Here is a 15065-nt window from a genome sequence, read left to right on the forward strand (position 1 = left end):
CGCCTAGTCCGCCACTGTTGTGAGGAGGGAGCTCCCACCCGAGCATCAATATGTTCATAACGCTAACAGCAAAGTTGTCTTTGCTTTTCGTACTCCTTACTGCCACCAGTATACTCAGGATAGGCGTCTTTGACAATGCTTATGCCTAGGTTTAATAGATGTCAGAAAGTTACATAAACATAAAAAGTATCGCGCCAATTATCATGAAAATTAATTGTATATTCTCTGTTGGTATGTTATAATCACAACAAATTCTACGAAACTGTGATTTAAATCATTTACAGAACCGCACATTTATGAAACAGCCAACCGCAAATACCATTCAGTCCGATGCCCTTTCTCTAGAGAAGCAACTTACGTCACCAACAGTGACGTTCATTCTTGCCTCGGCAACCGTTGGCGCAATTATCTACATGATATTTCTTCTGCAGCCTGCCTACCGTGGCGATCTTTTACCTTATTGTATGGTAATTCTGGCTGAGCTGTTCCTTATCACTCACGGTATTATATCTTTTTGGACAATTCTCAGCGGACGGTTCAATCCACGTCACTTTAATTACCATCATGCTCAAGATCGCTTGTTTGGCGCTAGTAGCAAAGTAGCAGCTAAGCAGCTGTCGAGCCTCCCGATAGCAACATCACGGATGAAGCAACTATTCATACAGGAAAAGCCTGTCTCGGTTGACGTTTTTATCCCGGTCTATGGTGAAGACATCGATGAGGTTCGCGAAACCGCAATAGCCGCGCGCGACATGTACGGTAAACACATGACATATATTCTCGACGACGGTAAGTCTGATGATGTTAAAAGTATGGCTGAAAATATCGGCGTGCGTTATATTCGGCGTCCGCAAAACACACACGCGAAGGCGGGTAATATCAACTACGCGCTGTCTCATACGACAGGCAAGTTTTTTGTTATTTTAGATGCAGATTTTGTAGCGGATAAATATTTTCTTTACGAAACACTACCATTCTTTGAAGATGACCTTGTTGCGTTCGTACAAACGCCGCAGTACTATAGCAACCAAACGAATTTCGTATCAACAGCCGCTAGCTTTATGCAGCATGTTTTCTACTCGCTAGTACAGGTGGGAAAGAACCGTTTTAATGCAGCATTTTGCGTAGGGACAAATGTTATTTTTCGTCGTAGCGCCATCGAGCTTATCGGCGGCATCTACTTTGAATCAAAATCGGAAGATATTTGGACTTCCATGACCCTGCACGAGCATGGGTTTAAGTCGGTTTATATTAATAAGGTTCTTGCCGTTGGTAAAACGCCCGAAACAATCAAAGCTTACTCGAAACAACAACTTCGTTGGGCGACGGGCAGTTTTGAGATATTTTTGCAGCATAATCCGCTATTCAACAAAAAACTCACCGCAGACCAGCGTATTCAGTATCTTGGCACGACTGCGTTTTATTTTAATGGGTTCGCGGTTTCGACGTTACTTTTACTACCCGCCCTGCAAATATATTTTAATATCACGCCTATAGCGATCGATATCCCGCTCTACCAATGGATCCTTCTGTATTCGGGTTTTTATGTAACACAAATTATCTTATCAATTTATACAATGGGCGGCTTTAAAGCCGAGACACTCATACTATCGGCGGCATCTTTTCCTATTTATATTAAGGCGTTCTTTAACGTGCTTCGCGGCAAAGATGAGGCCTGGCAGGCAACTAACCGTGTCGACTCTTATGATTCGCCATTCAACTATATCCGCATGCAAACGTACATCTTTATTTTCTTACTTCTCACAACCGTCGTGGGTATTTGGAAAAGTATGTACACGCAAGAATTCTCGATCTCGATCGCCTGGTGCGTCCTTAATACGTTCGTGTTCGGCTACTTTATATTGGCAGCCCTCCGCGAATCATCACAAATGCGCCGCAAGCCAGCAACCCTAAAATATATAACAAAGAAAGCATAATATGAAGCCAGCCAACCGATTAACCTTTTTTACCGGCATAATGTTCGTGAGTCTCCTCTGCGCCACATTGTTCGTTTACCTTGACTACTCGATGTCCCGGGTGGCCTCTGTCGACGCTCAGCTTAGTTCTGATACTTTTACCGTAGGAATCGACTACTCGGGTATCGTAGAAAAACAATTTATCGATGAAGGTAATTACATAAAAAAGGGTGATCCTTTGTTCGAAATCCGCAGCTCAACCCTCGCCGAGGCAATCCGAAACAACGAAGTTGCCAAATCGTCGCTTCTTTACACCGCGACAAATGACGGTCGAGTTCTTGTATCGGCAGCGGCAAATGGGCAAGTGCAAACTATTAACTATCGCCAAGGTGCGTTCGTTCCCGCCAACAGCGACCTTGCAATTGTGAATGTCGAGAATGGGCTCTACGTAAGTGCAACCTATAAATTATCGGCACCAGATTACGCTCGTATTAATAAAAACAGCAAGATCGCAATAACCCTACCCGACAACAAAACCCTTGAAGGTGTCGTATACGATATATCGCTTGAAACAGTCGATAAGGAGGTTATGACAACTATTCGTGCGCGCGTAACAAATGCCGATATTAACCGAGTGGCGTTTTCTATTGGCACACCCGTCGAGACTGTTCTTTTTCTGGACACAACAACCTGGTACAGCCGGATTAGTGAAGCGGTTCAATCGCTATTTCGCCCAACGAGCGGATAGCCATGAAGCACATTCGGCTCATCATTCTTTTTTTGGTCGTTAGCGCTACTGGTAGTATTGCGTACCTAATATTTAAATCCTGGCCAGCTTCGGTGCAGTCGTTTACCGATACGGCGCTTATAGCAACTCTTCCACAAAAAGACGCGAGCGGAATCGACACGAGCCATTTAGCAGACGGCCTTATTCCGCCGACCAATAAATGGTTTAGTGGACTGGCTCTTCAAAAGATACCAAAGACCGTGTTTTCCACTCCACTCGCATTCACCCCAAGTGAATCTTTCTTTGCGATCAGCCTACCTACCGTAACTTCATCTCCAAACACATTGTTCGCATCACGACAGTTACAAATGACCGCTGAAATTCCTGGAGCGACAAACTATCAAGTGACACGATACGACGAACTGAGTGTTGACCTAACGTATCGAAACGACACGACGCCAATTGGAACAGTAACCATTACAGCCGGGTCGCCATATATATATTTCCATGCAATAAACAATACCAAACTGGTATTAAAGTCCGGGAGTGGCTTCACTTCTCAGTCACAAACCGTCGTCACTACGACATCGACATCGAAGCTTGTTTCAGCAGTGTTCGACGGAGCAACTCTCGATTCGAGCAGTGATAAAACAGAGGCAACACTGCCTTCGGGAAGCTTAGCAACATTTTATGGTCTACCCGGCACTTCGTCGGACGACCCACTCTCGCGACGCGCAGGCAACCGAGTTACCGGCACGGACGTCTCCTATCAACAATCGGGTAATACTTATCAAACAACCATCTCGCTCGACACGCACAATCATCAGCCGTCAGTATTCGGGTTGCTACCTCATCAAACCCTTAGCGATCCCACACTTTTTAGCCTCGAGACGCTCTATGGCAAACAGCGTTTTTACGACATGAATAAGATTTCGTTTTCGGTGCCAGAAACGCCAGTCGCCACATCACTCGATCTACATCGTATTGATAGCGCGGAGAAAACGCTTCTTATTGATACACTTCGTCGTGACATAAATAGCACGAAGCTAGGTGACTTCACGGATACATATTTTGGCGGCAAAGCGCTATACCGGAGTGCGCAGCTTTTTGATCTTGCTAAACAATTAGGCGAAGAGAACATTGCCTCTTCTATTCAGGAGAAGCTATACAACGAGCTGACGACGTGGCTTGCCGCCAGTACCGCCCGAGCAAATAAATACTTTTACTACGATACAAAGGTTCACGGCATAGTGGGCGAAACGGCCTCCTTTGGATCACAAGAGTTTAACGATCATCATTTTCACTATGGCTATTTTATTTATGCCGCCGCCATTCTTGCAAAATACGACCCCGACTTCAAGGACGAATACACACCTATGATCAATCTCCTCGTGGCCGATGTCGCCAACTACCGCACCGACGAACAGCTGCCACAACGTCGCATTTTCGATCCTTATTTTGGCCATTCATGGGCATCTGGCAGCGCACCGTTCGATGACGGCAATAACCAAGAGTCTACATCCGAAGCCATACACGCCTGGACGGCTACCGTCTTATGGGCGCAGCAAACTAACAACACAGAGCTTGCCACTCAAGCAAAGTGGATGCTAAGTACCGAAGTGCACGCCGCAAAAGAGTACTGGTTTAGTATTGATACAAGAAAAGCGCCTTACGCCAACTACAACCACTCTATCATTCCCTTAAACTGGGGAGGAAAGCGTGACTACGCAACGTTCTTTAGCGCCAGCCCGTCAGCCATGCTAGGTATCCTCTTAATCCCAATGAATCCCACCTCCGTATATCTTTCCGCGTACGACGATCGTATTCAAACTCATGTCAGCGAGGCGGTGGGTCAAACCGCAAACTATAATATTCAGTTTGGTGATTACATTTTGATGTACAATTCTCTCAAAGACAAGTCGATAGGTATAAAAAACGTATCGTCACTGCCCGATGAATTTATTGATGGTGCTAATTCGCGCAGTTATATGTATGCATGGGTGATGAGTCAAGGTTAATTAGCAAATACCACTATATCGTTTTTGTAATGCTTACGATAAAATGAATATACTATGCCATTACAAGAACAACTCGATGCATTCTCACTGGAAATCCAAAAGTTCTTTACGCAACCTAATTCGTACCGGTCTGTGCTTATTCTTATCGCCTCAATTGTTGTTGTGTACTGGCTTAGCAAGTTTATAGCCAAGGGTATTGTCCGCATTGCTCAGATTGTCGCAACCCGCACCGACAACGAGTCGAACGAAGAGCAGATCATACGCTACAGGCAAGTAGAAACTTATCTAAGCATCACTATAGCTTTGGTGCGTGTCGGACTGGTTATTGTGGTTGGTCTTATTGCGTGGAGAATTTTTAGCCCGGGCGACAGTATTAGTATCGCCGCTATCGGTGCCGGAACGGTGTTCGTTGTTATCGCCGGTCAAACGGTAGGTATATTACTTCGCGACGTCACGGCGGGCGCCACCATGATTGCCGAAAAGTGGTTTAATGTTGGTGATTTTATCAAGATCGAACCATTTGGCGATGTATCTGGCGTTGTTGAACGCTTTACGCTACGTTCAACACGCCTGCGAAGCCTGAGCGGTGAAGTAGTGTGGGTGCATAACCAACAAATCATGGCAGTTCATGTCACACCGCGGGGCGTTCGTACGATTGCTGTCGATGTGTTCACTCGCGACAGAGCAAAAGCTGAAAAGGCTATCGAGAAAATCATCGGCACGATTCCTACTGGCCCAACACTCCTTGCGCGGCCACTTCGTATTAAATACGCGGAACGCTGGGACGATGACCTGTGGCGCATTACCGTCGTTGGCGAAACACCTCCGGGTCGTGAATGGCTTATTGAAAACTATTTTATTAATGCAATAAAAGATGTCGACGAAGACAAAAAGAAGCCCGATCGACTATTTACGCAAGAGCCGATCGCGCGCTATGCAGATTCGGTGGCAGACCGACGCTTTAAACGAGCCGTTCGTCTTAAAAAGGACTAACTTAGCGCAGATTGTGACGCAGGTCATTGCGCGAAACGACGTCACGCACTATAACTAGGCGTACATGCACCACGTTCTCAGTCACGCCACCAAGCAGTTATATCAACATGCCGCCAAACCGTTGCTTTTCAAGCTTCACCCGGATGGTGTTCATCGTCGCCTCATTCGCACAGGTTCGGTTATTCAACGAAGTAAACTAACAAACCACATACTGCGCGGCGCTTGGGCGTACCAAAACCCAAAGGCACTTTCTCAAACTATTCACGGAATTACTTTTAGCAACCCGATCGGTCTGTCAGCCGGCTTCGATAAAAACTTTCAGCTGCCTCCGCTTCTTAAATCAGTGGGCTTCGGCTTTATGGAGGGCGGGTCTTTAACGCTGCACGAATGTGCCGGCAACCCCGGTCCGTGGTTTCACCGATTGCCAAAAACAAAAGGCCTCGTTGTAAATGCCGGACTAGCTAATCAAGGGGTTGATAGAATTATTAGTCGGCTAGCTGCATATCTGGTCAATACATTTACTGATTTTCCACTCAACATATCTGTTGCAAAAACAAATTCACCCGACGCTTGCTCTGAGACGGCGGCGATTGCCGATTATATTGGCAGTCTAAAGGCACTCAAACGAGCGAAATTAGGTGATATCTACACCCTCAATATTTCTTGTCCAAACACCTATGGTGGTCAGCCATTTACCACACCCGAACTTCTAGAAAAACTTTTAACGGCCGTCGACGCAATTAGACTGAGTGCTCCAGTATTTATAAAAATGCCGGCTCATCTACCGTGGAAAGAATTTAAAAAGCTAGCCGATGTGGCCGCAAAACACTCCATTGCGGGCCTTACTATTTCGAACCTTGTTTACCGCGAGCAAATAGAGCTAAAAGACCCATTGCCTGGTAGCGTAAAAGGGAAGATCAGTGGCGCAGCAAGTGCGGCGATCGCTAACAATCTTATTTTTCGGACACGGCAAGCATACGGCGATCATTTTATTATCATTGGCGTAGGTGGAGTGTTTAATGCAGCCGACGCATACGAAAAGATAAAGTATGGCGCAAATCTAGTAGAACTTATCACAGGCATGATTTTTGAAGGCCCCCAAATGGTAGGGCAGATAAACGAAGAACTCGTTGCTCTGCTAAAAAAGGATGGGCTCACAAATATTGGCGAAGCAGTAGGCGTAGCGGTTTCAATCGGGCCTGGTGCCGCAGCAAAGAATCAAACCTAATTAGGCTAGGTGACGTAAAGCAAAAGCGGGCTGAACAAATGCGGCCGACAATTTAATGGAAGGCTTTTCCATCTTCTAGCATATCTATCATTTTTTGCAGTCGAGCGCTTTTGGTTTTTTCGGTTTTTGCTGTTAAGAGTCGCCAAATTACAGCGTATTTATTTGTTTTATTCAAGGTATCATAGAATGCTTTCGCCTTCGGACTTCTCTTTAATGCCGCCTCAAGCTCGGGTGGCATCGTTGCCGTGCGCTGCGATGCGTAAGCGGCTTGCCAGCGACCATCCGCCTTAGCCGCCTCGATAGCCTCAAAACCTGGCTTTTGCATGCGCCCGCCCGCTATAAGCGCCTCGACCTTTGCAATGTTTACCTTTGACCACAGGCTTTTTGGACGACGCGGCGTGTATTTTTGCAAGTAGTAAGTGTCATCATAGGCGCGGCGCTGGCCATCAATCCATCCGTAGCAAAGTGCGATATCGAGCGCGTCGCCAATAGCAATACTTTTAGCCTCAGCTCCTTTTTTAGCCACTTTCATCCAAACACCATCTACTTGTGCATGATGTTGCGACAGCCATATCTCCCAATCTTTATCAGTTGAAAATAGTATCGACTTATCGTGGCTTTGCTTATCCATTTTTTAATGATATCACACCTCGCAGACCTATTTACAAACAGGTCTTTATATGCTATAAAAGATATAACGAGACGTGCGTCCAGCATGTCTCATCGTTACGAGGAGTGGCACTATGAAGCCTGAACCGTCGGTTCACGACGTCGCGGACGGCATCGAGCGGAAGCTCGGGGCCCTGAACGGCGTGAGCGACATCGACGTTACTGCCAGCGGCAGCGTCATCTCGGTGACGGGCACGTTCCCGCCCGCCATGCACCAGAAGGTGCGCGACATCACCGCCAGCTACAACGACAGCGGCTTCACCGTCTCGCTCGACCTGCGCGGCGCGCGGTAAGTCCTTCCTCCTAGCAGACGCACCCAGCGTTCTGCAACCCCGCAAATAACAGCTTGAGGCTCTTTCGCATTAGTGAAGAAGCCTCGCTGCCAGCGGGGTTTCTTCATTTTTTAGCATATTTAGGTTGTCGTAATATTGCGGCGACGGAACAGACCAACCGCCATAATCGCAGCACCCGCAGAGACCGCAAGTATCCACAAAATAGGACTCCAGGTCATTTCTTCGGCCGGTATGGCGGGGATATGTGTAAACGGCGAGAGGTTAATAGCCCATTCGGGTAATTTTAGCAATGCGCCCAACTGCATTATTGCGTAACTTCCAGCAAAGAATGTCCAGGCAAGTGCGTTGCTTATCGCTGGAAGTACCGCAAACAGAAAAGCGACGATCGCCACAAACAGTAGTACGAGCGGAATCTGAACCAAGCCTGCCTGAATCAGTGCAAACGCCTGAGTTTCAAGATCGTTCGACATAATACCGTGAGTCACACCAGCTGCGATTCCCGCGATTAAAACAAGAATCGTGCCGCCAATCCCCGTAATAACCATATGGCTAAGTATCCACGACTGACGCCTGACGCTACCTGCCAAAACCAACTCTAAGCGTCCCTCGGCTTCCTCTGAGCGAATTTTTTGCATGGCTTGAACTGCATAACCCACAGCCATTACGCCGAATAACGACATAGAGAAGGCTAGGTAGGCGTTGGTAAGATTTTCGCTACCGCCCAAAAGAGCGATCATCTCTGCCATATCCTTACTGCTTGAAGTCATCTTGGCAACTTCTTGCGCCATAGAACCAAGCGCCACGGCAAGAACGGCAACACCGATAGACCACCCTATAATTAGGCCGCGCTGCTGGCGAAATGCTAGGCCAAAAGCGCTCGACAAGCTGGCTTTAGCCGATGCCGGCCCGCGACGCGCAGGAAACAGACCAGATCCAAGATCGCGACGTGAGCGGAGAAACAGTGCGCAGCCTATAGCAACAAACAAGGTGACAGCAAGCACTACAAGCGGCCAGACATTATCTCGAATAAATGGCTGGACTTCGCGTGCAAGACCCATTGGGGAGAACATCGTCGCAAGACCACTCTTAACTTCTAATCCCCCGGGCTGAACTTCGCCAAAAGCATCACCCACGGCACGTAGCAAAAAGAAGAAGCCTACCGAACCCCCAGCGATCGCGTTCGCTGCCCGCGATGTCTGTGTTAATTGCGCCACGATCGCAGCGATACCGGCAAACACCATACCCATCGCCCCCATAGCAAGACCGGCAAGAAGAGAGCTATCAAAAGCCAGACCACAGACCATATAGGCAGTCGTAACGACACCTACAATCAGCAGATTTGCCAAAAATGCCAGACTAAGGGCAGCGGCAAGCGGCGCGTATAGCCCAACAGACGCGCTCCCGATTAGTTCGGTGCGCCCAGCCTCTTCCTCAGCCCTGGTATGGCGAACCACTAAAAGCGTACTCATAAACGCTACAAACAGGGTAAAGAATGTGAATGTTTCTGTGAGCATAATAGATTCTTGAGTAGCACCAAGAACAGGGCCGTTAAATGCCCGGGCGGCAACACTCACCGCCGAGGCTGCAACATACCCCATAATCTCTTCGGGCGTCTCGTAGACCGCCTTAACGCTTAGCGTCGATGGAATAAGAATAGCAGCGATACCCACTATCCAAACCAGTAGTTTTATTCGGTCACGTCGAAGTGCAGCGCCGAACAGCCTGCCTGTACCTGTAAATACCGACATCTACTACAACTCCTTTGCTGCATAGTGATGCATAAACAGCTCTTCCAGCGACGGTTCAGCACTATGAATACTATGCATGCCAAACTTCGCCACCAGCGTCAGTGCCTCGCCAAGACCGCCATTGCGTACCTTAAACGTTGTGCGGTCGCCCTTGACCGAAACTTCTGTTACGTCGGCAAGTGCATCGAGCCCCTTTATCGGGCTTTTGGTGACGACAGATACGGTCGCGTACGAAAGGTGACGAAGCGACGACAGCTTGTCGGATACGATCGTTTCACCTTTTTTGATAATAGTCACTTCGTCGCATAGCGTGTCAACCTCACCAAGAATATGACTTGAAAGCAGAATTGTTTTACCTGCATTTTTAAGTTGTAAAACGCGCTCGTTAAAAACAGCCTGCATAAGAGGGTCGAGACCCGATGTTGGCTCGTCGAGTAAATACAGCTCTACATCCGATGCCAGGGCAGCAATAATTGCCACTTTTTGACGGTTTCCCTTAGAGTACGTCCCACACTTTTTCGTTGGGTCTAAATCAAATTGCTCGAGAAGCTCTGCGCGACGCTTTGCGTCTAATCCTCCACGAAGCCGGCCGAGTAGATCAATCGCCTCGCCACCAGAAAGATTCGGCCAAAGATCGACGTCGCCAGGTACATACGCTAGCCGTTTATGAAGCTGCACCGCGTCACGCCACGGATCGCCACCAAGCAGCGTTACTTCGCCGGCATTTTTACGTAGAAGCCCTAGCATTATACGTATAGTCGTTGATTTTCCTGCGCCATTTGGCCCTAAAAACCCATGAACCTCACCGGTATTAACCTTGAGATTCAGTTTGTTTAATGCTTTTACTTGGCCAAACTCTTTAACTAAATTTTTAATTTCAATTGCAACCGTATCAGACATGTAGCTTTACCCTCATTTATGCCTACATTATAGCTTTAGCGTAAGCTCAATACTAGACCTGGGGTTGTTTTACGAATAAATAATAATGCCGATCACCACAAGGAAATCTACGATAAACCACAGAATCTGGTTAAGAATAAGTGGCTTTATTTTATGCACGATACTATACGTTAAAAATACAAGACCAAGTAGCATAAACCCAAGCCATGTCCACAGCGAAACCCCCGATACGTCTTGGGTTACGTAGATAGAATATACCTGCGGAATTGCCGTAAGCGGGTGAATGACCGACGCCAAAGTCATAAGGGAATCAATACTTTTCGTGGATCGGCGCTTCAAAGCCTCTTCTTGAACTTGGCTCGCCATATTAATGTCCTACTACCAGCTTTAGTCCAACAACACCCAGTCCAATTGCAAGCTCTACCGCAACAAGAACAAGCATAGGAATACGATTTGAGCCCAAAGATCGGGCCGAGCCGATCGACCACCCAATCAAAAGCGCCATCGAACTTAGAATTGAAATGTCTATCGCGGCGCTTAGCGTCACCGCCCCGACAGCCGAAAGACTAATCATAATCAGCGGAAAAACGAGGGAAGCAAGCATTGGCGCATGGCGACGGATTTGGTGGTTCACCTCTTCCGAATGATCAAGTTCATCCTTAAAAACCATCCGGCGAGACATTTGCGTTGCCACAATACTCGCAGCCCATAGCGATACGATTGTGCCCACAATAATAAAACCTGCATTGATAGGGGACACGTGATCGCTATCTATGCTAATAAGGACAGCCAGCAGGGCAAGCGTTGCGTAGATACGCTCTTTTAAAAGATCGGCAATGAATTCTTTTTCGGCATTGTTTTTCTGTCGTGTTTTCATACACCTATTGTAGCAAAGTTAATTTACCCCTGAAGGATACCAAGCTCTGCCAGCACGGATTCAGGATCTTCACCCTCCTCAAGCAGCGCACTGTAAGCATGCCCAATCATATCCTCTAGGTCAGCGCCCTGTTCGGCAAGATCACGCAAAAACTCACGGTTTTCATCGGCAATTCGGCCCCTCAACATAACAACAATCATTTCCGGAGACACCGCCACCGTTTCAGGCCATGTAGCAATTTCGCGATCAATGGCTACGCTAAGACCATCGTACCTATTGTTCAGCGCATACACCTCGGCACGATCAAGCTCCTCTAAGTACCTCTCTGTTTTTCCGGCAGTCTGAAACAAAAGCGCTTTATATAACATCGCTTCAATCTGAGCCTTCGTATATGCGTCTGGATTATCGGCTGTGACTTCTGTAGCCTCAACTATACCTTCGGCAATTTGAGCAAACTCTTGCCATGCCAGCTTAAGGCGGTCGGCGTCGGGATCATCATTCATCAGTCCATCTATAATTGCAAGCGACGCCTCGTAAAGATCTGGGTGATCATGAAAATCAAAACGTTCAATAAACCCCCGCACCTGATTATCAAGGTCTCCGGGGGCACCTACATAAATTTCATTTTCATGCCCCTCGTAATGACGAAAGGGATCTTTGTCGTGATGCATATCTTCACTATATCATGCACTCACAGCTATGGTAGATTTGTTATAAACAGTATATAATATCCCAGTTCGCTCCAATTTCAAGGGGGAAACAATGCACCGCAGATTGGCACTACGGCTCACGGCAACGGCAACACTGGCACTCTTCTACCCGTCTGCCGACAGTCCGCCGGTGACCAACGAGGAGTTCATCCGCGGAGTCATCGCGAACAACGAGCGTCTTGCGCGGATGCTGACAGCAAAAGGATGGCCGTCGCCCACGTCGTACATGGGAGAGGGCATTCAACGCCACTCCATTCAACGGCAGTACGCCGGGCTGGACGTGCAGACAAGCCGGGGATCCAGATTCGTTCTGATCCTGCTCGACGGCAACAGCTACCGGATCGCTGGTGTGTTCGCAAGCCCGCCCGATCGGCTGCCCGCCAAGAATTCGCTGCAAGTTCCCCTCGAGCTTCTGGCGAAGAACATCTCGTGGACAGACGCCCTCCGGCTGCTCGGCTCTGTGTGAGCATCCCCTAAATAGGGCGACGGGGCGGGCTATAGACAAGCCCGCCCATAAGACACTAGCTACTGAGTATGTTCTTTAAATGAGCTTCATTAGCGTTAAATGTATTTATTATTTGCGAGTGGAGCGGGGAGGGAAGTGTGCCTAGTGTAAACCACCCTGAATCATCAAACTTATCGGGCTCATTAATAACGACGTCCTCGGGACTAACCAATGCCGCAAAATCAAGCGCTAGCCAGTGCGTCGACGTTCCATCTGGCAGTGTGCGAAAAACATCTCTGTAGCCAAGAAATTCAACACTGCTAGGCGTCGCCGAATACTCTTCTTGAATCTCTTTGACAACATTAGCCTCGGCCGTTAAACCCCAATCCAGCCCGCCCCCACCAATATCCCAGCGGCCCTGTTCGTCTCGCGCCTGGCTACTCCTTTTGGCCATAAAAATCCGACCTTGACTGTCATAGCATATAAAACATGTCGTAATACCAACAAAACCAACGCCCCTTTGAGCCCTAAGAATAGCATCATCTATATATCCATCGTTCATGTTCGCATTGTACACCATAGAGGTATCACCGAGCCTAGTTATTATGCATTTGAATAAATGCCAGAATATCATTTATCGCCGGGTTATATCCGCTTTCGGTAGCAACTACTAATGTAGGAACCGATAGATCCAACACATCAGCCGTACGCGAAAGGTTCTCTTTATGAAAAACGGCGCGCTCAAGAAGCGCCGCCCGTCGTTTTTCTATGTTAGGCAGGTCGCTCGATTCAATCCTGTGAATATAGCGAGCGATAGGATCGGCACAATAGACGTGAATATAAATAATTCTCGCGTGCGGAACAAGCTTGTCAATAATATCGGCCTTGCCCATATCCTTTTGTAATACGTGGTCGACAACAAAACTTATCTGTTTTTGCGCCATAGAAATCATTAACGGTACGAACGCGTTAGCAATCGCGGCTTTTCTATCATGATTTGACTGTGTGAGTTCTATTCCTCCATGCACTAGGTCACTCGAAACATGGGGTATATACAATTGTTCAGATATGAGCTTTGCAAGCGTGGTTTTGCCGGCACCTGGCGACCCACTAATATAAATAATTATAGGTTTGTTCATGTGCGTTTTTTCTTACCTAGTTGCACCGAGCGCAAAACAAAACCGGCCGCTACAACCAATACTGCAATGACAACCGACACTGCACCAACTTCAGCATACGAACTCGCTTGCGGGTTAAGAAAGGGGTACGGATACCACGACACTATACTTCCTCGCACTAGCGTATAGGCAACATAGGCAAACGGAAAAACAACCCAAGCCCACACTACCTTCGCGGGCAACTTGTTTTTAGGAGGATTCAGCACCCAATCTAACACCACAACAATAGGCATGATGTAATGCAGTACTGTGTTATCCCACGGCACGGCAGTCAACCGAACATCTGTCAGCCCCGACAGCAACAGCGCAAATATCACACCCGTCATAAGCATATAAAGAGCCGTCGCGCCCCTTATTACCTGGATTTTATAAGATGCAGCATTTGTTAGGGCCAGATAAAGCAAAAGAAGCGCAGCGATTATATTACTTTGTATCGTAAAAAAGCTAAAAAAGTTAGAAGGGTTAAATACACCTTGGTTTACAAGAACGATTATCTCGGTAGCGATAGCCGACAAGCCCAGTAAGCCAAATATAAATCGTAAACGACGAGTGTTTAAAAACTTCATTGTTTTTATAATAGCAAACTGTTCACGTTTATTAGGGTTTAATAAAGTTCAAAATAAGACTCTGAACAAACATAGGCCGCCAAATAGGTGAGTGGTGTCCTACATTCTCGAGCAAAATCTTTACCAGCGGTTGCGAAATATTCACGAGATTGCGCCGGTAAACCGGTCGGTCTTTGCGGCCAACAAGAATAAGTGTTTTCATTTTTAGCGCTTCAATATCCGCAAATAACTCCGCCTTAACAATTACGTTTTGCAGCGACCTTTCTCTTGCATAATGAGTATGACGCGCTATAAGACTGGGTGCGATTACGCGAACAAACACCCACGTAATGTTTCTGAACCTTGACTTCAGTAGGTGCCGATAAATCATGCTGGTGCGCAGTAGCGTCTCTTTAGCTTCTTTCGCGCTCGTATACATAGGCGGATGAAGCAGAACAAGCGATATCACCTTAGCTGGGAATAGCGCCGCATAGCGAGCCGCCACTAGCGCACCCATAGAGTGGCCGATTATCGTCATGTTTTTAAACTGCAGGTTGCTAACAATTTTATTAATGTGTTCAACCTGGTCATCGTAACTGTAATCGATATCTCGCGGCTTTGCCGCAGTACCAAATCCAAGTAGATCAATTAGAATCACTCTATATCCCGCAGCAACCAAACCCGGGGTTATTTTATCCCAGTAGTGAGAAGATGATAAAAATCCATGAATACATACAATAACGTCATCACCGGTACCGTATTCTTTATAGCTTAGAAAGTCGCGTTTCACTTGCACATACCAAGTGTACCAACAAGCA

Annotated in this window: 17 protein-coding genes; 7 read left to right on the forward strand and 10 right to left on the reverse strand. The window is 47.3% G+C overall.

Translation table 11 applies throughout. The annotated features are described in order from the left end of the window. Positions 1-296 precede the first annotated feature (296 nt). The 5 genes from HZB75_02810 (at position 297) to HZB75_02830 (ending at position 6882) form a co-directional block, all read left to right on the forward strand. A complete protein-coding gene (locus tag HZB75_02810; protein QQG50444.1) occupies positions 297-1937 on the forward strand; it encodes a glycosyltransferase in 1641 nt (546 codons plus the stop codon). A 1-nt stretch (position 1938) separates the two neighbouring features. Beyond that, on the forward strand, positions 1939-2664 hold the full coding sequence (locus HZB75_02815) for an HlyD family efflux transporter periplasmic adaptor subunit (GenBank protein QQG50445.1): 726 nt from the start codon (positions 1939-1941) through the stop codon (positions 2662-2664). Positions 2665-2666: 2 nt separating this feature from the next. After that, entirely contained in the window at positions 2667-4661 is a 1995-nt protein-coding gene (locus tag HZB75_02820; GenBank protein QQG50446.1) for a hypothetical protein, read from the forward strand. A gap of 54 nt (positions 4662-4715) precedes the next feature. Further along, entirely contained in the window at positions 4716-5654 is a 939-nt protein-coding gene (locus tag HZB75_02825) for a mechanosensitive ion channel (GenBank protein QQG50447.1), read from the forward strand. A 64-nt stretch (positions 5655-5718) separates the two neighbouring features. Further along, complete coding sequence (locus HZB75_02830; GenBank protein ID QQG50448.1) at positions 5719-6882, forward strand: quinone-dependent dihydroorotate dehydrogenase; 1164 nt, start codon at positions 5719-5721, stop codon at positions 6880-6882. A 52-nt stretch (positions 6883-6934) separates the two neighbouring features. Here HZB75_02830 and HZB75_02835 read toward each other — a convergent pair whose 3' ends face one another. Then, entirely contained in the window at positions 6935-7513 is a 579-nt protein-coding gene (locus HZB75_02835; protein ID QQG50449.1) for a YdeI/OmpD-associated family protein, read from the reverse strand. A 112-nt stretch (positions 7514-7625) separates the two neighbouring features. Between HZB75_02835 and HZB75_02840 the strand changes: the two genes are divergently transcribed. Next, positions 7626-7844, forward strand: coding sequence for a hypothetical protein (locus HZB75_02840; GenBank protein ID QQG50450.1), 219 nt, complete (start codon positions 7626-7628; stop codon positions 7842-7844). 119 nt (positions 7845-7963) lie between these two features. On the opposite strand, the gene HZB75_02845 is transcribed toward HZB75_02840, so the two are convergent. From HZB75_02845 to HZB75_02865, 5 genes are all read right to left on the reverse strand, one after another. Beyond that, a complete protein-coding gene (locus HZB75_02845; GenBank protein ID QQG50451.1) occupies positions 7964-9592 on the reverse strand; it encodes an anibiotic ABC transporter in 1629 nt (542 codons plus the stop codon). Between the two features lie 3 nt (positions 9593-9595). Continuing rightward, positions 9596-10492, reverse strand: coding sequence for an ABC transporter ATP-binding protein (locus tag HZB75_02850; protein QQG50452.1), 897 nt, complete (start codon positions 10490-10492; stop codon positions 9596-9598). Positions 10493-10561: 69 nt separating this feature from the next. Next, complete coding sequence (locus tag HZB75_02855; GenBank protein QQG50453.1) at positions 10562-10858, reverse strand: hypothetical protein; 297 nt, start codon at positions 10856-10858, stop codon at positions 10562-10564. Position 10859: 1 nt separating this feature from the next. Next, complete coding sequence (locus tag HZB75_02860) at positions 10860-11369, reverse strand: hypothetical protein (protein ID QQG50454.1); 510 nt, start codon at positions 11367-11369, stop codon at positions 10860-10862. 23 nt (positions 11370-11392) lie between these two features. Continuing rightward, the gene (locus HZB75_02865; protein ID QQG50455.1) at positions 11393-12040 is read right to left on the reverse strand and encodes a hypothetical protein; all 648 of its coding nucleotides are present in this window, start codon (positions 12038-12040) and stop codon (positions 11393-11395) included. A 91-nt stretch (positions 12041-12131) separates the two neighbouring features. Between HZB75_02865 and HZB75_02870 the strand changes: the two genes are divergently transcribed. Next, positions 12132-12545: a hypothetical protein gene (locus HZB75_02870; protein ID QQG50456.1), complete on the forward strand. Its 414-nt coding sequence runs from the start codon at positions 12132-12134 to the stop codon at positions 12543-12545. Positions 12546-12600: 55 nt separating this feature from the next. On the opposite strand, the gene HZB75_02875 is transcribed toward HZB75_02870, so the two are convergent. From HZB75_02875 to HZB75_02890, 4 genes are read right to left on the reverse strand one after another with little or no spacing between them, the layout of a single operon-like run. Next, the gene (locus tag HZB75_02875; GenBank protein QQG50457.1) at positions 12601-13086 is read right to left on the reverse strand and encodes an NUDIX domain-containing protein; all 486 of its coding nucleotides are present in this window, start codon (positions 13084-13086) and stop codon (positions 12601-12603) included. Between the two features lie 34 nt (positions 13087-13120). Next, on the reverse strand, positions 13121-13663 hold the full coding sequence (locus HZB75_02880; GenBank protein QQG50458.1) for an AAA family ATPase: 543 nt from the start codon (positions 13661-13663) through the stop codon (positions 13121-13123). Continuing rightward, positions 13660-14268, reverse strand: coding sequence for a Pr6Pr family membrane protein (locus tag HZB75_02885; protein QQG50459.1), 609 nt, complete (start codon positions 14266-14268; stop codon positions 13660-13662). The genes HZB75_02880 and HZB75_02885 overlap by 4 nt, the downstream gene beginning before the upstream one ends. A gap of 31 nt (positions 14269-14299) precedes the next feature. Continuing rightward, a complete protein-coding gene (locus tag HZB75_02890) occupies positions 14300-15043 on the reverse strand; it encodes an alpha/beta hydrolase (protein QQG50460.1) in 744 nt (247 codons plus the stop codon). Positions 15044-15065 lie beyond the last annotated feature (22 nt).

The sequence above is a fragment of the Candidatus Saccharibacteria bacterium genome, assembly GCA_016432585.1.
Classification (GTDB): Bacteria; Patescibacteriota; Saccharimonadia; order Saccharimonadales; family Saccharimonadaceae.